This is a genomic window from Hydrogenophaga sp. PAMC20947, assembly GCF_004795855.1.
GTDB lineage: Bacteria > Pseudomonadota > Gammaproteobacteria > Burkholderiales > Burkholderiaceae_C > Hydrogenophaga.
The window spans coordinates 3663209-3684969 of record NZ_CP039252.1 but is presented as its reverse complement, the minus strand read 5'-3'; the positions used below and the strand labels follow the sequence as shown (position 1 = coordinate 3684969).

The 21761-nt window shown below is 63.6% G+C and carries 22 protein-coding genes; 9 read left to right on the top strand and 13 right to left on the bottom strand.

Annotation, left to right across the window (positions count from 1 at the left end; genetic code table 11):
- On the bottom strand, positions 1-489 hold the full coding sequence (locus E5678_RS16855) for a DUF3237 domain-containing protein (RefSeq protein WP_136179599.1): 489 nt from the start codon (positions 487-489) through the stop codon (positions 1-3).
- 123 nt (positions 490-612) lie between these two features.
- On the opposite strand from E5678_RS16855, the gene E5678_RS16850 reads away from it, so the two are divergent.
- Entirely contained in the window at positions 613-2715 is a 2103-nt protein-coding gene (locus E5678_RS16850; RefSeq protein ID WP_136179598.1) for an acetoacetate--CoA ligase, read from the top strand.
- A 109-nt stretch (positions 2716-2824) separates the two neighbouring features.
- Entirely contained in the window at positions 2825-3625 is an 801-nt protein-coding gene (locus E5678_RS16845; RefSeq protein WP_136179597.1) for an SDR family oxidoreductase, read from the top strand.
- Positions 3626-3945: 320 nt separating this feature from the next.
- Here the strand turns inward: E5678_RS16845 and E5678_RS16840 are convergent, their stop codons facing one another.
- The 4 genes from E5678_RS16840 to E5678_RS16825 all read right to left on the bottom strand — a co-directional run bounded on the left by E5678_RS16840 (position 3946) and on the right by E5678_RS16825 (position 6261).
- The gene (locus tag E5678_RS16840) at positions 3946-4848 is read right to left on the bottom strand and encodes a DMT family transporter (protein ID WP_136179596.1); all 903 of its coding nucleotides are present in this window, start codon (positions 4846-4848) and stop codon (positions 3946-3948) included.
- A gap of 27 nt (positions 4849-4875) precedes the next feature.
- Positions 4876-5304 (bottom strand): MarR family winged helix-turn-helix transcriptional regulator, encoded by a 429-nt coding sequence (locus E5678_RS16835; RefSeq protein ID WP_247596810.1) that lies wholly within the window; start codon positions 5302-5304, stop codon positions 4876-4878.
- Complete coding sequence (locus E5678_RS16830) at positions 5301-5675, bottom strand: VOC family protein (RefSeq protein ID WP_136179594.1); 375 nt, start codon at positions 5673-5675, stop codon at positions 5301-5303. Before E5678_RS16830 ends, E5678_RS16835 begins: the two co-directional genes overlap by 4 nt.
- A gap of 64 nt (positions 5676-5739) precedes the next feature.
- A complete protein-coding gene (locus tag E5678_RS16825) occupies positions 5740-6261 on the bottom strand; it encodes a flavin reductase family protein (protein WP_136179593.1) in 522 nt (173 codons plus the stop codon).
- A 192-nt stretch (positions 6262-6453) separates the two neighbouring features.
- On the opposite strand from E5678_RS16825, the gene E5678_RS16820 reads away from it, so the two are divergent.
- The 4 genes from E5678_RS16820 (at position 6454) to E5678_RS16805 (ending at position 10746) form a co-directional block, all read left to right on the top strand.
- A complete protein-coding gene (locus tag E5678_RS16820) occupies positions 6454-7545 on the top strand; it encodes a peptidase M29 (RefSeq protein ID WP_136179592.1) in 1092 nt (363 codons plus the stop codon).
- Positions 7542-8357: an alpha/beta hydrolase gene (locus tag E5678_RS16815; RefSeq protein ID WP_136179591.1), complete on the top strand. Its 816-nt coding sequence runs from the start codon at positions 7542-7544 to the stop codon at positions 8355-8357. Before E5678_RS16820 ends, E5678_RS16815 begins: the two co-directional genes overlap by 4 nt.
- 18 nt (positions 8358-8375) lie before the next feature.
- Positions 8376-9638 (top strand): acyl-CoA dehydrogenase family protein, encoded by a 1263-nt coding sequence (locus E5678_RS16810; RefSeq protein ID WP_136179590.1) that lies wholly within the window; start codon positions 8376-8378, stop codon positions 9636-9638.
- 190 nt (positions 9639-9828) lie between these two features.
- On the top strand, positions 9829-10746 hold the full coding sequence (locus tag E5678_RS16805; protein ID WP_247596809.1) for a M14 family zinc carboxypeptidase: 918 nt from the start codon (positions 9829-9831) through the stop codon (positions 10744-10746).
- A gap of 61 nt (positions 10747-10807) precedes the next feature.
- On the opposite strand, the gene E5678_RS16800 is transcribed toward E5678_RS16805, so the two are convergent.
- Complete coding sequence (locus E5678_RS16800; protein ID WP_136179588.1) at positions 10808-12163, bottom strand: D-amino acid dehydrogenase; 1356 nt, start codon at positions 12161-12163, stop codon at positions 10808-10810.
- 168 nt (positions 12164-12331) lie between these two features.
- Between E5678_RS16800 and E5678_RS16795 the strand changes: the two genes are divergently transcribed.
- On the top strand, positions 12332-13264 hold the full coding sequence (locus E5678_RS16795) for a LysR family transcriptional regulator ArgP (RefSeq protein WP_136179587.1): 933 nt from the start codon (positions 12332-12334) through the stop codon (positions 13262-13264).
- 109 nt (positions 13265-13373) lie between these two features.
- On the opposite strand, the gene E5678_RS16790 is transcribed toward E5678_RS16795, so the two are convergent.
- From E5678_RS16790 to E5678_RS16780, 3 genes are all read right to left on the bottom strand, one after another.
- On the bottom strand, positions 13374-13796 hold the full coding sequence (locus E5678_RS16790) for a universal stress protein (RefSeq protein ID WP_136179586.1): 423 nt from the start codon (positions 13794-13796) through the stop codon (positions 13374-13376).
- Between the two features lie 108 nt (positions 13797-13904).
- The gene (locus E5678_RS16785) at positions 13905-14798 is read right to left on the bottom strand and encodes a metallophosphoesterase (RefSeq protein ID WP_136179585.1); all 894 of its coding nucleotides are present in this window, start codon (positions 14796-14798) and stop codon (positions 13905-13907) included.
- Between the two features lie 126 nt (positions 14799-14924).
- Complete coding sequence (locus tag E5678_RS16780; protein WP_136180829.1) at positions 14925-15914, bottom strand: LysR family transcriptional regulator; 990 nt, start codon at positions 15912-15914, stop codon at positions 14925-14927.
- A gap of 103 nt (positions 15915-16017) precedes the next feature.
- Between E5678_RS16780 and E5678_RS16775 the strand changes: the two genes are divergently transcribed.
- Positions 16018-16416, top strand: a complete 399-nt coding sequence (locus tag E5678_RS16775; protein ID WP_136179584.1) for a hypothetical protein — start codon at positions 16018-16020, stop codon at positions 16414-16416.
- 242 nt (positions 16417-16658) lie between these two features.
- The gene (locus E5678_RS16770; RefSeq protein ID WP_136179583.1) at positions 16659-17210 is read left to right on the top strand and encodes a hypothetical protein; all 552 of its coding nucleotides are present in this window, start codon (positions 16659-16661) and stop codon (positions 17208-17210) included.
- 144 nt (positions 17211-17354) lie between these two features.
- Here the strand turns inward: E5678_RS16770 and E5678_RS16765 are convergent, their stop codons facing one another.
- The 4 genes from E5678_RS16765 to E5678_RS16755 form a co-directional block, all read right to left on the bottom strand.
- Positions 17355-19232 carry a phosphoenolpyruvate carboxykinase (GTP) gene (locus tag E5678_RS16765; RefSeq protein WP_136179582.1) on the bottom strand — a complete coding sequence of 626 codons (1878 nt, stop codon included), beginning with the start codon at positions 19230-19232 and terminating at the stop codon, positions 17355-17357.
- 360 nt (positions 19233-19592) lie between these two features.
- Positions 19593-19736: a hypothetical protein gene (locus E5678_RS22360; protein WP_168708591.1), complete on the bottom strand. Its 144-nt coding sequence runs from the start codon at positions 19734-19736 to the stop codon at positions 19593-19595.
- A gap of 82 nt (positions 19737-19818) precedes the next feature.
- Positions 19819-20268, bottom strand: coding sequence for a PaaI family thioesterase (locus tag E5678_RS16760; protein ID WP_136179581.1), 450 nt, complete (start codon positions 20266-20268; stop codon positions 19819-19821).
- A 21-nt stretch (positions 20269-20289) separates the two neighbouring features.
- Positions 20290-21750: a mechanosensitive ion channel gene (locus tag E5678_RS16755; RefSeq protein WP_136179580.1), complete on the bottom strand. Its 1461-nt coding sequence runs from the start codon at positions 21748-21750 to the stop codon at positions 20290-20292.
- Between the last annotated feature and the right edge of the window lie 11 nt (positions 21751-21761).

The following is a 21761-nucleotide window of genomic DNA, read 5'->3' as shown; positions in this document are numbered from 1 at the left end:
TCAGCAGACCCGGAAAAACCGCATCTCGACCCGGTCGGGGAAGCGCGCGCCGGTGCCGATGAACAGGCTCTCGGTCATCCAGACCAGCGCCGGGTGCGACACCTCAAAGGTCGGCGCGCAGCGGAAATAGATCGCCGCCGGGGCCACCGGCTCGCCGCGCACCAGCCGGGCAATGTCTTCGGGAGACCCCCGGCGCAGCGCGCGGTTTTGCACAAACACATGGGCGCCCGCCCAGGCCGGGTCGTCGAGCTGCAACAGGTAGCGCGCATCGAGATCGGCCAGGGTGTCGCTCACCACCAGCTGAAAGTCGGCGCCACCGGGCAGCACGCGCCCGTTGAGCCGGCCACTGACCGTGCCCCCGGTGATGGGGATGATGCGGCGTTGGCCCCGGCTGTTGGTGCCGGTGATCTCGCCCGCCTCCAGCGGAGCGCTCACCCGCACGGTGAGGGTGGCAACGGGTTCCAGGGCGGGGGCGGTCAGCGCAGTCATATTGGCGTTATAGCGCAAGCGCTCCGGGGTCAGGGTGGCTGTCGCCTCGGCTGTAGCGCCGAAGCCGTGCCACTGCTACCCTTCTGCGCAGAGACAAGCCATTCAACAGTCAGAGCCCAAACCATGAGCCCATCGACCCCCCCGTACATCCCCCAAATCCGGCGCTACCAAGACTGGCTCACCGAACACCGTGGCCTCACATTCGACAGCTACGACGCGTTGTGGCGCTGGACCACCACCGACATCGAAGGCTTCTGGCAAAGCATCTGGGACTACTTCGACCTGCAGTCACCCTCGCCGCACACGGCGGTGCTTGAAAAGAACGTCATGCCCTGCGCCAACTGGTTTCCGGGCGCTCAGGTGAACTACGCGCAGCAGGTGTTTCGACATGTCGATGCGGCCCATGCTGCGGGTTTTCCCGCCGTGATTGGCTGCAACGAAAAGGGCCAACGGGTCGAATTGAGCTGGCCTGAGTTGCGGCGCCAGGTGGCCTCGCTGGCTTTGCATCTTCAGGCTCAAGGCGTGAAGCCGGGCGACCGTGTCGCGGTTTACCTGCCCAACATCCCAGAGACCATGGTCGCGTTTCTCGCCACGATCAGCATCGGTGGTGTGTGGAGCGTGTGCGCCCCCGACATGGGCACGAACGCCGTGCTCGACCGCTTCCGCCAGATCGAGCCCAAGGTGTTGATCGCCTGCGACGGCGTGAGCTACGGCGGGCGCGACTTCGACCGCATGAGCGTGGTGGCCGAGATGCGCGCGGCCCTGCCCACGGTGACGCACGTGATTTTGCACACCAACCTGGCCGACGGTGACGCCGCCCGCGAGGCCGCGCTCGCCACCGCAGCACCTTGCGCCTCGTTCGCGGACGTGACCGCGGGCAACGACGCAGCCGTGGCCGCCTTCGAGCCGATGTGGTTGCCCTTTGACCACCCCTTGTGGATTGTCTATTCCAGTGGCACCACGGGCATGCCCAAGCCCATCGTGCACGGCCACGGTGGCACGGTCGTGGTCGGCTTGGCCATGAAGGTGTTGCACAACGACGTGGGCAGCAGCTACGACGCCAACAGCTGGGGTGAGCGCTACCACTGGTACAGCTCGACCGGCTGGGTGATGTGGAATGCGCAGACCAGTGGCCTGCTCAACGGCACCACCTGTGTGATTTACGACGGCAACCCCGGTGGCAGCAAAGACAGACCCGACTGGACCACGCTCTGGCGCTTCGCCGCCGAACAAGGCGTGACCTTCTTCGGCGCCGGCGCTGCATTTTTTGCCAACTGCCTCAAGGCCGACGTCGACCTTGCGCTGTGTGGTGACCTCTCGCGCGTGCGGGCCCTCGGTACCACCGGCTCGCCGCTGTCGGAAGACGCCCAGCGCTGGGGAACCGAACAGTTCGCCGCCATCGCGGACAACGCCGCGCAAAAAGACATCTGGTGGTGCAACATCTCCGGCGGAACCGACTTCGCAGGCGCCTTCATTGGCGCCAACCGAGAGCTGCCCCAGATACCGGGCCGCATGCAGTGCCGCATGATCGGCAGCGCCGTTGAATCGTGGGACGAACAGGGCCAGCCCGCGATCGACGCCGTGGGCGAACTGGTCTGCGCGCAGCCCATTCCGTCCATGCCGCTGTATTTCGTGGGCGACACCGACAACCAGCGCCTGATCGGCAGCTACTTCGACATGTACCCCGCTGGCCACGGGCGCAAGCCCGGCGGCGGCGATTTGCCGGCCGAGGCGGGTGCCGTCTGGCGCCACGGCGACTGGCTGCGCATCTACCCCGATGGCTCCTGTGTGATCTACGGCCGGTCTGACGCCACCATCAACCGCCATGGTCTGCGCATGGGCACCAGCGAGCTCTACAGCGCGGTCGAAGCCCTGCCCGAGGTGCTTGATTCCATGGTGGTCGATCTGGAATTTCTGGGCAAAGAAAGCTACATGCCGCTGTTTGTCGTGCTGCGCGGAGGGGTGACTCTGGACGACGCCATGACCGCCAAAATCAATGGTGCCATCCGCACCGCCTTGTCACCGCGCTTCCTGCCCAATGCGATTTTTCAGGTCACTGAAATTCCGCGCACGCTCTCGGGCAAAAAGCAGGAGCTGCCGATCAAAAAGCTCTTGCTGGGTCAGCCGGTCGAGAAGGTGATCAACAAAGAGGCCATGGCCAATCCGGGCTGCCTGGCTTGGTATGTGGCGTTTGCGCAAGAACGCTCGCCAACCCCAGCGGCTTGATCACAGGCGGGGGATTGGTCAACCGGCGTTTTGCCGATGGTGTGGGCTCGGGCGTGACCGGCATGTTGCTGGCGGGTGTTGTCGATGCCCACAAGATTGAGGGAGTCTTATGTCTGATCGAAAAGTCGCCATCATCACAGGCGCCGGCACCGGTGTCGGCGCAGCCACAGCGCTGAGCCTGGCTGGGCGGGGGTACAACCTGCTGGTCAACTATTCCCGCAGCGAGGCAGAGGCCCAAGCGTCTGAGGCCGCGTGCAAAGAGGCGGGGGCCGACACGCTGCTCATGCAGGGCGACGTGTCCGACGACGGCGACTGCCGCCGCATGGCCGAAGCCGCTATTGAACGCTGGGGCCGGATCGACGCGTTGGTCAACAACGCGGGCATCACTTCATTCGCCGGCGTGGCCAACTGGGACGCGCTGGACGCCGCCACCTTCGAGCGCATCTTTGGCGTCAACGTGGTCGGAGCTTTCCAGATGGTGCGCGCGTGTGCGCCACACCTGAAAGCGGCCAGGGGTTGCATCGTCAACGTGTCATCGATCGCCGGCGCGCTGGGCATCGGTTCTTCGGTGGCCTACATCGCCTCCAAGGGCGCGATCAATTCGCTCACCCTGCACCTGGCGCGCTCACTGGCGCCCGAGATTCGAGTCAACGCCGTCTGCCCGGGCCTGATCACCACCCGCTGGTTTGTCGATGGTGTGGGCCGTGAAAGTGCCGACCAGATTCAGGCCCAATACGAAAAGACCGTGCCATTGCAAACCGCCTGCAGTGCCGAAGATGTGGCCGATGCCATTGTGTGGTTGGTGAACGGTGCCCGCACCACCACGGGCGAGTTGTTGCTGCTCGATTCGGGCATGCACCTCGGGCGGGCGGCGCCTGCGCCCAAACCCTCGGCGGGCGAGGTGGGTTGAGCGTCACCCGTGGGTCGGTTCAGCGCCGTGTCCAGGGGCGTGCCAGATCCCAGCTGGGTGGGGTATGCGCTGCCGTCTCGCGACGAACGCTTGCCTTCATACAACCGATGGCCTTCCAACCCGTGAATGTTGATCGCGGGATTCGGCGTGGCCGCTGGGAAACGCTGGGTAGCTCAAATCGCTTGAAACGGTTTGAGCGCCGGTTTTGGTATTGACGAGAACGTACTGGGCGCTGCCCGATGGCTCGGCGGCATGCGCTCGGCCTTGGCTGACCACCGACACCACCGCAGCGCAGCCGTTCCTCCTGGCGAAGAAGTGGATCAGCGCCGATTGACCAACACGATCCCCACGGCCACGCCCACCAGCGCAAGTGTGAGCTGCAGGGTGAGCGCTTCGCCCAGCAGGGCGACGCCAAACACCAGGGCGAAGACGGGGGTGAGGAAGGTGAAGCTTGACATCTGCGTGGCCGGGTAATGGCGCAGCAACCACATCCAGGTCAGGTAGCTGGCGAACGCGCCCACGGCGGATTGCAGAAAGAGCGATCCCCATGCCTGTGCCGAGTAGTCCAGCGACCAGGTTTCGCCGATGGCCAGGGAGAGCACCGGCGTGACCAGTGTGGTCACGCCCAGTTGGTAAAACAGTGTTTTTTCGGGGCTGGCGTCTGCCAACGTGGTGCGGCGGATGGTGAGCGTGGTCAGTCCCCAAAGGATGCCCGCGGCCAGACCCATGGCATCGCCCCGCCACTGACCCGCCACGGGCGAGCTGTGGAAAAAGCCTTCGCTGAAGGCGATGGTGACGGCGGTGAATGCGATCACCAGCCCGATCCACTGCATGCGTTTGAGCGTCTCGCTGGGCACCCACCTCGGCAGCAGCAGCGCCACAACAAAGGGGCTGGTGTAGAGAAACACAGTCAGACGCGAGGCGCTGGTGTACTGGAGGCCGATGTAGATGAAGGCGAACTCGCCGGCAAAGAGCAGCCCGGCGAGCAGTCCCCCCTTGAGCGTGCCGTCGCGCGCGAACAGCGGCACACCGCGCAGCTGGCACCAGAACAAAAGCAGGACCGCGGCGCCCCCCATGCGCAGGGAGGCTTGCCACAGAGGTGGGATCTCTCCGACGGTGGACTTGATGAGGATCTGCTGAAACCCCCAGAAGGCACAGCACAGCACCAGCAGGCCGATCGCCAGCGAGTCGAGGTGGAGTTTCCGGGTGGGCGGCTGGATCATGAAGGGGTGCGCTGTGGGGTGGTGCTTTCAGCGGGTTTGAGCCAGTTGGCGCAACTGGTCTTTCAACCTTGCCATGTCGCTCGGGCTCAGGTGTTGCAAGGCCTGCGTTTCGTGGGCACGCGCTTGCCGGATCAGGGGCGCAATCTTGCGCTGGCCGGCGGGTGTGATCTTGACCAGTGTGCGCCGCTGATCGGTCGGGTCATCACCCAGGCGCACCCAGTCTTGCGTGGACAGACGCTGAACAAGTTTGGTCACTGTTGGCTGCTGGCTCAGGACTTCTTGCGCGAGCTGGCCCACCGGCATGGGCGGCTGGCCGCTCAGCGTGGCGAGCACGCGCCATTCCAGCGAGCCCAAACCGGCTGCGCGGACGGCCGCCTCAAAGTCTTTGAACAAGGCGTGGTTGGCCTGGCCCAGCAGGTAGCCCAGGTAGTCATCGACGAAACGGGGAGCGGTCATGCCTGGGCCGGGGGCGCGAGGTCGCTGGCGAAACGCAGGCGGTTGCCGTCGGGATCGGTGAGCAGGAATTCCAGCGTGTCCCATGGGGTGGGGCTGGGTGGGTTTGTGGCGATCACGCCGCGCGCAGCAAAGGCTGTGTGGTAGGCCTCGGCATCAGGCACCCGGAAATACACGGCGCCCCCGATTTCGCAATCGCCCGCGTGTTCGGTCAGGAAGAGGGTCTGGCCTTCGCGGGTCAGTTGAAAGAACAGCGGAAAGCCCGGCTCGAACTGGTGTTGCCAATCGATAGAAAATCCGAGCTGCTCTACGTAGAACGCCAGACTGCGCGGGCCCTGCGTGATGCGCAGTTGCGGGATGACCGTTTGGGGCATGGGGAGGATTTGCGGGTGGGAGCGCAGGCTTGCGATCGGGTCACCTCATGGTTGAACCTGAGCCCTACAGGGGATGCTCGGCGTAAAATTTTCCGCCGTGGTACAGCAAGGGCGATGCGTCGTCGCGGTGCCTGCAGCGCTCCACTTCGCCGACAAAAATCACGTGGTCGCCTTCGGCGTACTGGCTTCGGTTGAAGCATTCGAACGTGGCGGCAGCGCCTTCGAGCAAAGGCGCGCCGCTCACGCCTTCGGTGAACTTCACACCGGCCCAGCGATCGCCACCCCGTGCGGCGAACTGTTCGGCCAGGGTCTGCTGGTCAGCGGCGAGCACGTTGATCGCGTAGTGCATGCCGTTGGAAAATGCGGCCATCGATCCAGCCGCACGCGACAGACTCCACAACACGAGCGGGGGCTCCAGCGATACGGAGTTGAACGAGTTGGCGGTCAGGCCCACCAAGTCGCCGGCGGCCGTGCGCGCGGTGACGATCGTCACACCCGTGGCGAACATGCCCAACGAGGAGCGGAACTCACGCGCTGAAAAATCGGGTGGCCTGGCTTGGTGGCCGGCGGATCGGGCAGGGGACATGTGTGGAATTTATATGAAATTTCATGAATAATGGTTTTGCTCACGCACGTCCTCGAGGCGAGTGAGGGCAATCCAACAATAACTCCGTTGCGCGTGTCTGTGTCGAACATGCCGTGGAACCGGCTTTGCCGGGCCGCAGGCATTGCCCTTGAGGCCGACGCCGACGCCGACGCGGGTGGAAGGAAAACGTTTATGTTGCAAGAGCGGATTGAGCCCGCCTGGCTGGAAGCCTTTGAAGCTGTGCTGCGGCGTTGTGCGCTGAAGCCAGACGACACTGTGGCCATTCTCTGCGAAACCCAGAGTCGACCGATACTCATTGAGCTCGCCCGGTTGTCCGCTGCGCGACTGGGTGCACAGACCTTCGTGCTCACCTTGCCGTCGGTTTTTGCGGCCCATGAGCCGGCGGTGCGCTCCACGGGCGCCTGTGAAGCGGTGGCCCATATAGGGCCGGTGGTGGCAGCGTTGCAGGCCTGCACACTGGTGGTCGACTGCACGGTCGAAGGCCTGATGCATGCGGCCGAATTGCCCGCAATCCTGAAAGGCAATGGTCAGACCCAGCCCCGCATCGTGTATGTCAGCAATGAACACCCCGAAGCCCTGGTGCGCCTGCTGCCCGATGACGCGACCGAGGCGCGCGTGAAAGCGCATGTGAAGCGCATGCGGGCTGCGAAGGCCATGCGGGTTGCATCAGATGCAGGCACAGATTTGTCCATTTCGCTCAAAGGCGCGGTGGTGGGCGGCAACTGGGGCACCACGACGCGGCCGGGAACGCTCACCCATTGGCCAGGTGGGCTGGTCTTGGCGTTTCCTGCCGCGGGCAGCGTCAATGGGCGGCTGGTGCTGGCCGAAGGCGATGTGAACCTCACTTTCAAGCGCTACATCGAGCGACCCGTCACGCTCACGATTGAAGACGACCACGTGGTCCACATCGATGGCACAGGCGTCGACGCGGCGTTGCTGCGCAGCTACTTCGCTGCTTGGGATGACGAGCCCAGCCAGCAGCGCATGGCAGGTGTGGGGGTCGACCGGCCACCGGCATACGCCGTGAGCCACGTGGGCTACGGCCTCAACGATGCGGCCCGCTGGGACAGCATGGCGCTCTACGACAAGCGCGATTTCAACGGCACCGAGCTGCGGGCCTTCGCCGGTAATTTTCTCTACAGCACCGGGGCCAACGAAGTGGCCGGACGCCACACACGGGGTCACTTCGACTGGCCCATGCGGGGGTGCACCGTCGAGCTGGATGGCGAGACGGTGGTCAAAGCCGGCGAGGTGATTGCGTGAGCACTTTGCCTACCTTCAGCACCCTCGGCAGCGGCCCCACCGTGCTCATGCTGCATGGCATTGGCGGGGGTCACAAGGCCTTTGCGCCGCAAGTGGAAACCCTGGCCCACGCAGGCTACCGTGCGGTGGCCTGGGACATGCCGGGCTACGGACGCAGCGCGCCGATCGAGCCCTACAACTTCAAAGGGCTGGCCCAAAGCGCGCTGAACCTGATTGATGCGCTGCAATGTGAGAGCGTCACGCTCGTGGGCCACAGCATGGGTGGCATGGTGGCGCAAGAGCTGATCGCGCGCCGGCCCGACCGCATCAACCGCCTGGTGCTTTGCGGAACCTCGGCCGCCTTTGGCAAACGCACCGATGGTCAGCTGGCGCAGGGCTGGGCCGAGCAGTTTGTGAATCAGCGCACGGCACCGCTGGACGCTGGCCAGACCATGGAGCAGATGGCCCAGAAGCTCATTCCCCAGATGGTGGGCCCGGGTGCATTGCCCGAAGGTTTGCGGTTGGCCGAGTTCTGTATGGCCAACGTGCCGCCGGCCACCTACCGGCGCGCGCTGGCGGCCTTGGTCACGTTTGACCGCCAGCGTGAGCTGGCCGATATCCGCGTGCCCACCTTGCTGGTGGGTGGCGAGTTTGATCGCACGGCTTCGCCCTCGGTGATGAAGCAGATGGCGACTGCCATCCCGCGGGCGCGCTACACAGAGCTCGCCGGCATGGGCCACCTGATGAACCTGGAAGCCCCGGATGCCTTCGACGCCTTGTTGCTGGCGTTCCTGAGCGAGCCCTTGCCCAGCCCTTTGCCGGGCGCGCACTGAACAACGATTGGAGACCTGATGACCGCTAACGCCACCCATAGCCTGGATTTCACGCCCGCCGTGGGCGACATGTCCTTCACGCCGTTGCAGCGTGAGTTGCTCACCCAGGCCCACGCGCTCGGGCGCGACAAGTTTGCCGGTCGCGCGGCCCAATGGGACCGCGAGGCGAGCTTTCCGTTTGCCAATTACGACGATCTGCGCGACGCAGGCTTTCTGAAACTCTGCGTGCCCACCAGCCACGGTGGCCTGGGCGCTGACTACGCCACCTACATGATGGTGGCGGCCGAGATTGGGCGCTTTTGCGGCGCCACCGCGCTCACCTGGAACATGCACATCTGCTCCACCATGTGGACCGGGGTACTGGCCGATGGCATAACCATGAGCGAGGCCGAGCGCAGCGAACATGCCGCGCGGCGCGAGCTTCACTTCCAGCGCATCGTCAACGACGGCGCCATTTACGCCCAGCCCTTCAGCGAAGGCAGCGCCGCCGCCGCCGGCAAGGCGCCATTCGGCACCACCGCGAAAAAGGTCGAAGGTGGCTGGCTGATCAACGGCCGCAAGATCTTCGCCAGCCTCTCGGGCGCGGCCGATTACTACGGCGTTTTGTGCACCGAAGACAAAGGCGATCAACACCCCGACACGCGCGACACGCTCTACATCAGCGTGCCCGCCACCGCCGAAGGTTTTGCCATCAGCGGCGAGTGGGATCCGCTGGGCATGCGCGGCACGGTGAGCCGCAACCTGGCGTTCAAAGACGTGTTTGTGAGCGATGCTGAACAGCTCATGCCGCGCGGCGTTTACTTCAAAGGCGCACAGACCTGGCCCGCCATGTTCTTCACGCTGGCGCCGACCTACCTGGGCATCGCCAACGCGGCCTACGATTTCACGGTGCAGTATTTGCGCGGCGAAGTGCCGGGCGAGCCGCCGGTGAAGCGCCGCATGTACGCCACCAAACAAATCGCGGTGGCGCAGATGCGCATCCAGCTGGAAAACATGCGCTGTATCTTTGTGCGCGCCATCCAGGAGGCCAAGCCCAACCCCAGCAAAGACGAAAGAATGCGCCTCTACGCGGCGCACTACAGCGTGATGGAAGGCGCCAACGACATCGCCCGCCTGGCCCTGCGCACTTGTGGCGGCCAGAGCATGATGAAACACCTGCCGCTGGAGCGTCTCTACCGCGACAGCCGCTGCGGCGCCCTCATGCTGCCCTGGACAGCCGAACTCATTCTCGACCGCATGGGCCGAGAGACGCTGTACGAAGCGGGTGAAAAAGACGCGTGATCCAGGCGGGCATGACGTTGCCCTGCCCCCGGTGAAGGGCCGCCCTTGGCTGTCCCATTGAGCGCTTCTCCAGTAGCCTGTCGGACTTGGGGAGCGTCGGCTGAAAATCCAGAAAAAACGGTCCTCGTTAGGCTCGATTTTTGCGATTAACGCCCCAAATCCGACAGCCTCCTAGAATGCAGGGATGCGCATGTTTTCTTCGATTTTGCTGTTGCCTCTGGTCGCCTTGGGCGCCGCCTGTTTCCCCGTGAGCGAGGCCCAGGCCACAACGCCCTTTCGCGGCCCAGGCCACCCCATGGCCGACATTCCGGGCAGCGGCCCCTGCCCCGAGCTGGTGGCGCGCCTGCCCAACGTCAAAGCGCCGCTTTGCGAAGCGGCGATGCTCAAGCCCACCGTGGGCCGTTCGGTGCAGGGCCGTACCTTGTACTACCGCGACGTGGTGGCGCCCGATGCCCAGTTGCGGGTGCTGGTGATCGGGTCCATCCATGGGGATGAGCTGTCTTCGGCTGCGCTGGCCTTGCACTGGATCCAGAACGCGGTGGATACCCCGTCGAACGCCCATTGGCGCTTCATACCGGCGCTCAACCCCGACGGCCTGATGAAGCGGCCGGCGTCGCGCATGAATGCCAACGGGGTTGATCTCAACCGCAATTTCCCCACGCCCAACTGGGAGCGGGACGCCAAGCTTTACTGGGAAAAACGCACCCGCAAGGACCCGCGGCGCTGGCCGGGGCCCAAGCCCTTGTCGGAACCGGAGTCGCGCTACTTTTTTGAAGAGATGGAGCGTTTTCAGCCCGACATGATCGTGAGTATCCACGCGCCCTACGGCGTGCTGGACTTCGACGGCCCGGGTACACCGCCACCCAAGCTGGGTCGCCTGTTCCTGGATCAGGTCGGGATCTACCCGGGCAGCCTGGGCAATTACGGCGGCGTGCACAAGGGCATGCCCGTGGTCACCATCGAGCTGCCCAGTGCGTTTCGCACGCCGCTCAATGCCGAGATGCGCCAGATGTGGCTGGACCTGCTGCGTTACATGAGCGAGCGTATCAAGCCGCCCGTGGACAACGCACCCAAGGTGTTGCCGGTCAAGGCCAGGAAGGTCGGGTGACCATTCGCTGATGCCCGTCAGGCCGGGGCTGGCCCGCAGCCCTGACGGGGGCGCCAGCGCTTCAGGCCCGGCTGGGTTTTGGCGCGATGGCGGCTGGGCTGCCGGCGTTGGAACGTCGGGCCACAGGTGTCTGACGTGTGAAGCCAAAGTCCATGGCCGGTACTTCGCCGTTCATGAGTTCGGCCAGGGCTTTGCCCGAGCCTGCGCCGTGGGTCCAGCCCAGAGTGCCGTGGCCGGCATTGATCCAGAGCTTGCCGATCTTGGTGCGGCCGATCATGGGGATGTTGGTGGGCGTTGCGGGGCGCAGGCCGGTCCAGTATTGCGGATCGCCGCCTTCTTCGGGCGTGCGGGTGTCGGCCATGCCGGGAAACACTTCTTCGATGCGGCGCACCAGCATGTCGCACCGCTTTTTGGCCAGGGGCGTGTCCAGCGCGGTGTCAAAGCCGCCCAGCTCAATGGTGCCGGCCACGCGGATGTGGTCACCCAGACGCGACATGGCGATCTTCATGGAGTCGTCGATCATGCTCACCTGAGGTGCTTTGGCTGGATCGAGCACGCGCATGGTGGCGCTGTAGCCCTTGCCGGGGTAGATCGGCACTGATACGCCCACCGACTTCATCAAAGGCGTGGTGTATGAGCCGCAAGCCACCACATAGGCATCGGCCTTGAGCGAACGCATCTGTCCGCTGGTCAGATTCCGAACCAGCACAGCCGTGGCCGCGCCGCCCGAGGTTTCAATGCGTTCAACGCTGTGGTCGAACAGCATCTGTGCGCCGCGCTGCGCACAGAGGGCGGCAAGCTGCTGGGTGAACACTTTGGCGTCGCCCGATTCGTCGGAGGGTGTGAAGGTACCGCCCACGATGCGGTCGGCGTAGGCGTTGAGCGCGGGCTCCACCTTGAGCAGCTCTTCGCGTGTGAGGATATGGCGCTTGACGCCGAATTTTTGCATCAGCGCGGCCGCCTCGGCTGCGCCATCAAACGACTGCTGTTCGCTGTAGTAGTGGGCGATGCCGCATTCCAGCCGGTTGTATTCGATGCCGGTGTCGGCCACCACGTCTTTCAGTGCTGCATGGCTGTAGGCGCCCAGCGCCACAATTTGCGCCACGTTGCGTTCAAAGGCGGTGTCGTTGCATTGGCCCAGAAACTGCAAACCCCAGCGCCACTGGGCCAGGTCCATTTGTGGGCGAAACAGCAGCGGTGCGGTGGGGGAGAACATCCACTTCAGCGCCTTGAGTGGTGCGTCGCGGTTGGCCCAGGGCTCACAATAGCTCACCGAGATCTGGGCCGCATTGGCAAAGCTGGTCTCCAGCGCCGCATCGGGCTGCCGGTCGACGATGGTGACCTCGTGACCCCGTTGCAGCAAATGCCACGCCGTGCTCACGCCGATAATGCCTGCACCCAAAACCACAACTTGCATGATGACGCGCTCCGAAACGATGAAATGACCAGGACCGCAGTATGGGAAAACTGGGGCTGTAAGTGAAGCGAAATTAAACTAAAATCGCCGGCATCAGAAAATCTAATATAAGTTTTGGGGTGCTTTCGGCGCATTCTGGCGATCTTTCCACCCCACTGGAGACACCTTTTGAGCACCTTTGATCCCGACGCGCTGGAATGCCTGGCCGCCATCATTGAAGAGGGGGGGTTTGAGCGCGCCGCCCAGCGTTTGTCCATCACCCAGTCGGCGGTCTCGCAGCGTTTGCGGGCACTCGAGGCTCAGGTGGGCACCGTGCTGATCGTGCGCAGCCGACCGCTCAAGGCCACATCTGCCGGCCAGCTCATGCTCAAGCACGCCAAGATGATGCGGTTGTTGCGCGCCGATCTGGAGAAGGACCTCAAGGAGCTGGCGCCGAGTTCGGCTGGCAATGGCCGTGAAGAAGAGCGCATTGCCGTGGCCATCAACGCGGACAGCATCGCCACCTGGGCCCTGCCCGCGCTCAATGCGCTGGCCCAGGGCGGCCTGCCGATTGAAATCATCACCGACGATCAGGAGTTCACCCACGAGTGGTTGCGCGAAGGCAAGGTGCTGGGCTGCGTGACTTCGCTGGGACAAGCGCTGCGCGGCTGCAAGATGGAAGCGCTGGGCACCATGGAATACGTGCCGGTGGCGTCTGCGGCGTTTGCGGCCACCCAGCTGCCCAAAGGGATCAGCGCCCACAATTTCCACAAGGTGCCTTTTGTGGCGTTCAACCGCAAAGACCACCTGCAACACGAATTTGTCACCCGGGCATTTGGCCTGCCCCGCGTGATGCTCAAGCAGCTGTTTGTGCCGTCGAGCGAAGGCCGCGTGCGGGCGGTTCAGGCGGGCTGGGGTGTGAGCGTGCTGCCGGAGTTGCAGGTGCGTGACCTCATTGCCAAAGGGGAACTGGTCAACCTCGCGCCAAGCCACAGTCTGCACGTGGCCCTGTACTGGCACTGCTGGAATCTCAGCTCCGATGTGCTCGACGCTTTGAGCACCGCGCTGCGCCAGGCAGCCGCCCACAACCTCACCCCTGCGAAGGCGCCTGTCGCTGCCTGACAAGGACGGGGGCGATTGGGTGAAGCATGGCTCGGCATGTTCCCAAGCTCAAGCGGGTTTGGCAACACCGCTTGGGGCTGTCAGGCCCACCAGCGGGTGATTCCCAGCCTTATCTGACGAGCAAGACCGGTACCGCGCAATGCGCCAGCACCTGGGTCGCCACCGAGCCCATGACCAGGTTGCCCAGCGCGCTGTGGCCGTGTGAGCCCATCATCACCAGATCAAACTTGCCCATTGCTGCGGTCTTGGCGATCATTTCGCCGGGCGAACCGACCTTGTGCACCACTTTGGCATCAATTTTGTGCCGCGCCAGAAACTTCACCACCGGGTTGGTGATCTTGACCGATTCGTCTGCGTAATAACCGTTGGCGATGTCGGCACCCACCGCCGCGCGTGCGCGGGAGGGCAGGGGCGACTGCACGGTGAACAGGGTGAAGTCGTTGTCGCTGCTGAACACCTCATCGTGGGTGGTCAGGTAGGCCAACATTTTTTTGGTAAAAGCACTGCCGTCAACGGCGAGCAAGATCTTCATGAGGGTCTCCAGAGTTGTGTGGGAACATTTTCAGTGTAAGGCGCAATCCCCCGGCCCGCCTTGCGCCAGCGCAAAGTGTTGCCCTTGACGGTGAGCTGCTCCTCTTGCTCACACCTCGATCAGACCTTGGGGCATAAAGGCCAGTTGCTCGTTCTTGTGGGCATACCCCAGCGGGTTGGCCACAATGCGGCAGCGCCCGACACGCAGGTCTTGAGGGCAGTGCAGGTGGCCGTGCAGCCAGGTGTCGGCCAAGGGCAGCAGATCGTCCAGTGCGTTGCAGAATCCGGCGGTGCCCGGGCTGAGTCCGTAGCGCGGGTCGGCGCTGTGCAGGGTGGGGGCGAAATGGGTGATCACCACGGTGCGGCCGCTAAACGGCTGCGCCAATGCAGCGCGCAGCCAGGACTGGCATTCCAATGCAAGCTCGCGCATCGCTGCGGCGTCAAACAAGCGCCCGTGGCGCTCCCCCGCCATCTTGCTAAGGTAAAAATTCGCCGCACGAAAAGCCTTTTCGCGCTGACGCATGCGGTAAGTCAGGGGGTCCACCGGGGCAGCCGTCATCGGGACGGGTCCGGGGCGCTTGCCCTTGCCGCGAACAACGGGTTTTGAGGGTGGAGGCACATCGCCCAGGGCGTCGTAGTCGGCCCACAGGGTGGTGCCGATCAGGCGCACCTCACCCTGGGTCCAGACCTCGCGCTCCAGCCAGCGGATGCCCAGCCGGTCACAGGCTTCACGCAGGCCCTGGTGGGCCTCGTCCACATCCAGACCGTCGTATTCATGGTTGCCAGGGACAAACACCACCGGCACCGGCCAGCCGGCGTATTGCGGCAGTGGCGAAAAGCGCTGGAGGCCCCAGTCGGGCTCGCCCATGACGCTGCCCTCGCGCTGCTGCTGGTACGAACCGATGTCGCCGGCCAGGATCAGGAGATCGGCCCCTGGCGCCGGCTCGGCCACATAACCCGGGTTGGCTTCCAGGTGCAGATCGCTCAGTAGTTGCAGTTTCATCAAGTCGGGATCATCCTAGAAACGGTGGTTGGACGCGTTGGCGTGGGTTGCCGTGGGTGGGGCAAAAAGCTCAGCCTTCTTGTAGTTTAGCCAGCGGTTATTGGAGGTCAATTGCCGCTTCCAGGATCACGGCATGGCGGGCGTGGGTGCCGCGGCCGATGCCCCCTGGAAGCCTTGGGCAGAAGCGCGCTCAACCGCGTCTCGCAGCCAACGGTGGGCGCTGTTGTGTTCGGCCTGCCTGTGCCACAAGCTGTCCACGTGCACCGCCGGCACGGGGAGTGGCAGCTCGCTCAGGGCCAGCCGGTGCTCCATGCCGGTGGCACCCACAAAATGGCGCGGCAGCACGGTCAGCAAATCGGTGGTGGCGACGACGCGGCCGGCGGTGAAAAACTGGTTGACGGTGAGCACCACACGCCGCTGCCGCGAGAGCGCCGTCAGTGCCTCGTCGACAAAGCCAAAAGGCCGGCCTGAGAAGCTCACCAGCAGGTGGCGGGCACTGCAATAGGCGTCCAGCGTTAGGGGCACCCGCGCCAGCGGGTGGTCGCGGCGCATCACCACCACGTATTCCCCGTCGTACAGCCGCTGGTGCAGAAAGCGCGGGCTGTTTTCCTGCAGGTGCACGGCGCTCAGCTCAGCCAACACGCCCGGGAAGTGGCCAATCGCCAGATCGGCTCCACCCGATTCCAGAAGGTCGCGGGGATCGCGTGTGCTCAGGGGCAGCACCCGCAGGTTCACCCCGGGAGCTTCGCGCTGAAGAATGTCGATCAGGGCCGGCACGATCTTCGCCGCGGTGGCATCGGCCATGGCCAGCACATAGGCATGGGTTGCAGTCGCAGGCTCGAATTGGCCGGGCGCGAGGGATTGCCGCAACTGCGCTAGTGCATCGCGCACCGTGGGCCACAAGGCCTGGCCCACTGGCGTGGGCTCCACGCCGTAGCCTGCCCGTCGAACCAGGTCATCCCCCAGGGCTTCGCGCAGGCGGCGCAGTGCGTTGCTCACCGCGGGCTGCGTCATGGACAGGTTGTGCGCCGCCCGGGTCAGGTTGCGTTCGACCATGACCTCGTCGAAGACTCGCAAGAGGTTCAGGTCCAAAGTGCGAAAGTTGCGATCATTCATCATGAACGTGAATGTAATGCATCACAAAAATCAATTGGATGAAATTCAGGGTTTACCCTATGATCGCAAGCTTAAACAAGTTTATTGAGTTCAGGAGTTCGTGATGAACACCACCGCCATGATTTTTGATTCCTATCCCCGCCCCACCTACTTTGCTGAAGTGCTGGATGCCGGCACCGAGCCCCACGCCGTTTCCTGGCTCGCTCGCATCAAGCAAGTGTTTGTCAATTTGGCCGCCCAAGCTGCGCAATCGCACGCCGAATCACCCCTGTGGGATATCGCTCAGAGCGACCCGCGCGTGATGGCCGAACTCATGCTCGCTCGCAAGTGTGACGACAGCGTCGAGACCCCCCAGGTACAGGCCATGTCTGAAATGACCGAGGCGGATACGGTGGCTTCCGTGGTGCCCAAGCATTCACCCCTGTTGGGCCAGGGATGGGCGCGTGTGATTGAAGACGCGTACCAAACCCGCACACGCAACGCGCTCTGGCGCTACGCTTGAGTGGGGCGGCCCCGGGGCCGCTGGCCCACGCGACAAAAAGCCACCGTCCATGCGGTGGCTTTTTTCTTGGCCTGTCCGATCTTCACAGCCTCGCTCCATTGGCTTGGGGGGCCTTGCATGGGGTTGTTGGGCCAATCATTCGCAAAACATATGAAATACATCACAAATATAAATTGGCGGAACATGCGGGTTTACCCTAGTATTCACCTGTCGCCTAGACATTGTTTTCCCAGGAGTCCCCCATGAGCACCATCCTCAATTCATTCACCCGCCCTTCTACCCACCGTGCGGCCACCTCAGCCCAGCCTGCCGAGACCCCTGCGGGTGTCGGTGTTCGCGGCCTCTCCGTGATGCTGCTGGCCGCTGCGGTCTCGACCTTGGTCATTGTGGCCGAGCAGTACGGCAATGCACTGACCGATGGCGACCTGTTCTTGGGTTGGGTTCTGATGTGGGCGGTGGTGTTCGGCAGTTTGGCCCTGTTTGCCGGCACCGCCCGCTCGCTCGCTGGCCGTGCCATGCGCGTGCTCGACGGCTGGTCCCGCGCCCGCGCCCAGTCGCGTGCCGAAGTCCGCATGTGGGAAATCGCCCGCACAGACCCCCGCATCATGGCTGAGCTGAACCAGGCGCGCACGCGCCATGAGAGCGCCGACACGGGCTTCGACGAAGCGTTGGCACCCATGGGTCTTGACGCGGCCCCTGCACAGCAAGAGCAGCCAGTTGGTGGGGCTTGGGCCGGTTTCTCCGAGCGCCTGGCCGCCAGCCGCGCCGGCAACATCCATCTTTACTACATCTGATGCATGGTCCTTGGAACCTGGTGGTGCAGGTTCCTTGACCCCAAAGCAAAAAAGCCCGGCAATGCCGGGCTTTTTTGCTTTGGGGCGCTGCCCTGAAATGAACAGGGTGGGGCTCAGACGTGTCTGAGGCCCACCCTGCGCGCATCAGGCGGCCGTCAGGCGCTTTTCCAACGCAGCTTTGGTGTCCACCAGCGCCTTGGGCAGGTGGTAAGCCAGCTGCTCAAAATGCGTGTCGTGCAGCTTGAATTCATCTTGCCAGGCAGCTTTGTCGATGCTGGTCACGGTTTTGAACTGCTCGGCGTTGAAGTCCAGGCCTGTCCAGTTGATTTCGCTGTAGGTGGGCGCGGTGCCAAACATGGTGGACTCGCCCTGGGCTTTGCCCTCGATGCGGTCGATCATCCACTTCAACACACGCATGTTGTCGCCATAGCCGGGCCAGACAAACTTGCCCGAGGCATCTTTGCGGAACCAGTTGACGCAGAACATTTTGGGCAGGGTGGCGCCGGTCTTGGCAATCTTGGGCTCCATGTCCAGCCAGTGCTGGAAGTAGTCGCTCATGTTGTAGCCACAGAAGGGCAGCATGGCGAACGGATCGCGGCGGACCACGCCTTGGGCGCCAAAGGCGGCTGCGGTGGTCTCTGAGCCCATCGTAGCGGCCATGTACACGCCCTCGGTCCAGCTGCGTGCTTCGGTCACCAGTGGCACCGTGGTCGAGCGGCGACCACCGAACATGAAGGCGTCGATGGCCACGCCGCCGGCGTCGTCCCACTGGGGGTCGAGCGCCGGATTGTTTTGTGCGGCCACAGTGAAGCGGGAATTGGGGTGGGCCGCCTTGGCGCCGGTTTCTTTGGCGATCTGTGGGGTCCAGTCTTTGCCTTGCCAGTCGATCAGGTGCGAGGGGAGCACGCCGCCGTGGTCTTTCTCCATGCCTTCCCACCAGATATCGCCGTCGTCGGTGAGCGCCACGTTGGTGAAGATCACATCTTTGTTGAGCGACAGCATGCAGTTCGGGTTGGTGTGCATGTTGGTGCCTGGTGCCACGCCGAAGTAGCCCGCCTCCGGGTTGATGGCGTAGAGCTTGCCATCGGCGTGGGGTTTGATCCAGGCGATGTCGTCACCGATGGTGGTCACTTTCCAGCCGGCAAAGCCCGCTTCGGGCGGCACCAGCATGGAGAAGTTGGTTTTGCCACAGGCACTGGGGAACGCCGCAGCCACGTGGTACTTCTTGCCCTCGGGGTTGGTCACGCCCAAGATGAGCATGTGCTCGGCCAGCCAGCCTTGGTCGCGGCCCATGCTGGATGCAATGCGCAGCGCCAGGCACTTCTTGCCCAGCAAGGCGTTGCCGCCGTAGCCCGAGCCATAGCTCCAGATTTCGCGGCTTTCGGGGTAGTGGACGATGTACTTGACCTTGGGGTTGCAAGGCCAGCTGCTGGTGTCTTTTTCACCGGCGGCCAAGGGCGCGCCCACGGTGTGCATGCAAGGCACAAATTCGCCTTCGGTGCCGAGCACGTCAAACACGGCCTTGCCCATGCGGGTCATCAGTTTCTGGTTGACCGCCACGTAGGCGCTGTCGGTCAGCTCCACACCGATGTGGGCGATGTGCGAGCCCAAGGGGCCCATGCTGAAAGGCACCACGAACATGGTGCGGCCGGCCATGCAGCCATCGAACAGCGGCTGCAGCGTCTGGCGCATCTCGGCCGGCGGCATCCAGTTGTTGGTCGGGCCGGCGTCTTCCTTTTTCTCGGAGCAAATGTAGGTGCGGTCTTCGACGCGCGCGACATCCGACGGATCGGAGCAGGCCAGGAAGCTGCCAGGGCGCTTGGCTGGGTTGAGCTTCTTGAAGGTACCGGTGTCGACCAGCTGCTGGCACAGGCGCTGGTATTCGGCATCGCTGCCGTCACACCAGACCACATCGGCGGGCTTGCACAGCGCCACCATATCGGCCACCCAGGCGATCAGGCGGGCGTGTTTGACGTAAGCCGGGGTGTTGAGCTGAAGGCCCTGCATCGCGGGAGAATTCATGGAAAAGGCTCCTGAAGTTTGTAAAGCGGCTGGCGCAAGAGACGGCAACAGCCGCGGACCACGGGAGCGTGGCGGGCGGCTGTCCAGGGTCCCTTGGGCATAAAGGGGCGGTCGGCGCTCGGGCTGCATCGGCGGGTGGCGTCAGCAGCCATCGGGGATGCCAAGCCGCGGGGTCGGTGGACCCGAAAGGGGCTTGGCGTGTGTTGGCCAATCCCCCAATTTTAAGAAAGTGCCCGGTCAGTTACCGGCAAGTTACATGCAAAACTTGCATAACCTAATGCCGGAAGGGCTTGTGATACCGATTTCAGGTGAAAAAAAGCCGGACACCTCACGGGTCCGGCTTTTTGGGAGCGGCGGGTTTCAGGCCATGAACACAGCGATGAAAGCCAGCAAGAAGATCAGCACAGCGCCGGCCAGAGGCAGCACGATGGGCATCAGGGGAACGATGGACTCCACCACGTCCTGAGGCTGGTCGCTGTGGCTGTCTTGATCGGCGTTGGACATGTTCACTCCGGTAAAAATTGACATTAATCAATCCCGATTCTAAAGCCTGCGGACCACAGGCGTACAGGCCGGGTCCGCAGTTTCAGAGCAGGGCATAGGTGGTGCTCGCCCGGCAGACGCTCTTGCCGTCTGTCGCCGCCACGATATCGATTTCGCCAAACACCAGGTTTTTGCCGGCCCGGATCACCCGCGCGGTGACCAGTGCGTCCTGGTTCGCCAAGGGCTTCAGGAAGCTGGTGTTGAGCTGCACCGTGGTCATCGGTCGCTGGTTGCCCAGCCGCGTCACGATGGCCAGCACCATGGCCGTATCAGCCGCGGCCATCAAGGCTTGTCCGCACACCAGGCCGCCAATGCGGCTGAGCGTGGGGTTCATGGGCAGGCGCAGGGTGACTGCGCCGTCCTCAAACCCCTCCACCCGGAGCTCCAGCGCCTGCACCCAGGGCGCAAACCACTCACGCAAGGCTTGCTCCAGGGTCGCTGTGGTGGTGGTGGTGGTGGTGGCGGCGAAGATCGCGGAGACAGGTTCACCCATGATGAAGCAGGCCGACTGGGCTCAGTCTTCCTTGCGGAACTTGGCCAGCCAGTGATCCATCAGCTTGCCAGCAGCTTCGCGGCCACCCAGGCCGAACGACAGCGCAATGGCCACCGCAACAGCACCGAGCGTGAGGCCAAAGGCGAGGTTCACGATGTCGTCTGCGATACCCATGGCACGCAGGCCCATGGCCAGCACCAGTGCCAGGATGGCAAAGCGTGCAATTTTGGCCAGGCCCTGGGTGTTGGCGCCGCTGGCGCGATCGATCGCGGTGTAGGCCACATTGGCCAGCCAGAAGCCGATCACCAGAATGGCGCCGCCCAGCAGCACGTCGCCACCGAAGGTGATGAACTGCGTGACCACATCGCTCACCTGTGAGAAGCCCAGTTGCGAGGCTGCTTCTACGCTGGCGAACAGCATGGCAAAGAACATCGCCACATGGCCAACAAAGGTCGATGCGCTGGTTTTGTCAAACGCGTGGGCCATGCCGATGCGCTCAGGCAGGGTGTCAAAGCCCATGGCCGCCAACAGGCTGGCGAGCAGCTTGGAGGCAAACGTGGCGACCAGCCAGGTGATCACGAGGATCAGTGCGGCGGCGATCACATGGGGCACGCCCTCCATGATCATGGCGAGCATGTCGGTGGCAGGGCGCGAAATGGCCTCGATCTTCAGCGCGTCGAGCGCGGCGATCATCGAAGGCAGGAACACGGCAACAAAAACCAGCAGGCCAAGGACGCTGGAGAGTTTCACCGAGTCGGCCAGGCCGGCTTTGTTGCCGATGTTGTCCACGCCGGCCGTGTGGCTGAGGCTGGTGGTGAGGTTGCGCAGCACGGTGGCAATGATCCAGCCGATGCCGCCGATGATCAGCGCCGCAGCCACATTGGGCAACATGTCCAGCGACTTGGCGACCATGTCGCGCAACGGATCCAGCATGCCCTGCATTTCGAGTGCACCGAGGATCGCGGGCACAAACAGCAGAATCACCAGCCAGAACAGCGCACCGGCCAGGCTTTGACCCATGGGCGCCATGTCGGCGTGTTCGGACAGTTTCTCATCCAGCGAGGTCTTGTCCAGCAACTTCTGGGCAACTGCGCGCACCACAATGGCCACCAGCCAGGCCACCAGGGCGAGCACCAAGCCGCCGAGCAGGCGAGGCGCATATTCAAAGATCTGGGTGATCAGGGCGCTGAAAGGCCCGGACACAATGGTGAGATCCAATGAGTTGAACACGGCCACCAGCGTCAGCAGGATCACGGTCCAGAAGGCACCAAGCCCCACCGCACCTTCGATGTCCACACCGTTGCCAGTGAGTTTTGCAAAACGCTGGTTGACACCCGCAAAGCCCAGGCTCTTGCGCACACCCGCGCGAATCAGCACGGCCACAAACCAGCCGGCGACAAAGATCGCCAGTGCACCCAGCAGCTGGGGGATGTGGTTGCCCAGATTGTTCTGCAGGGAAACCCACAAAGCATTCGAATTCATGATTTTTTCTC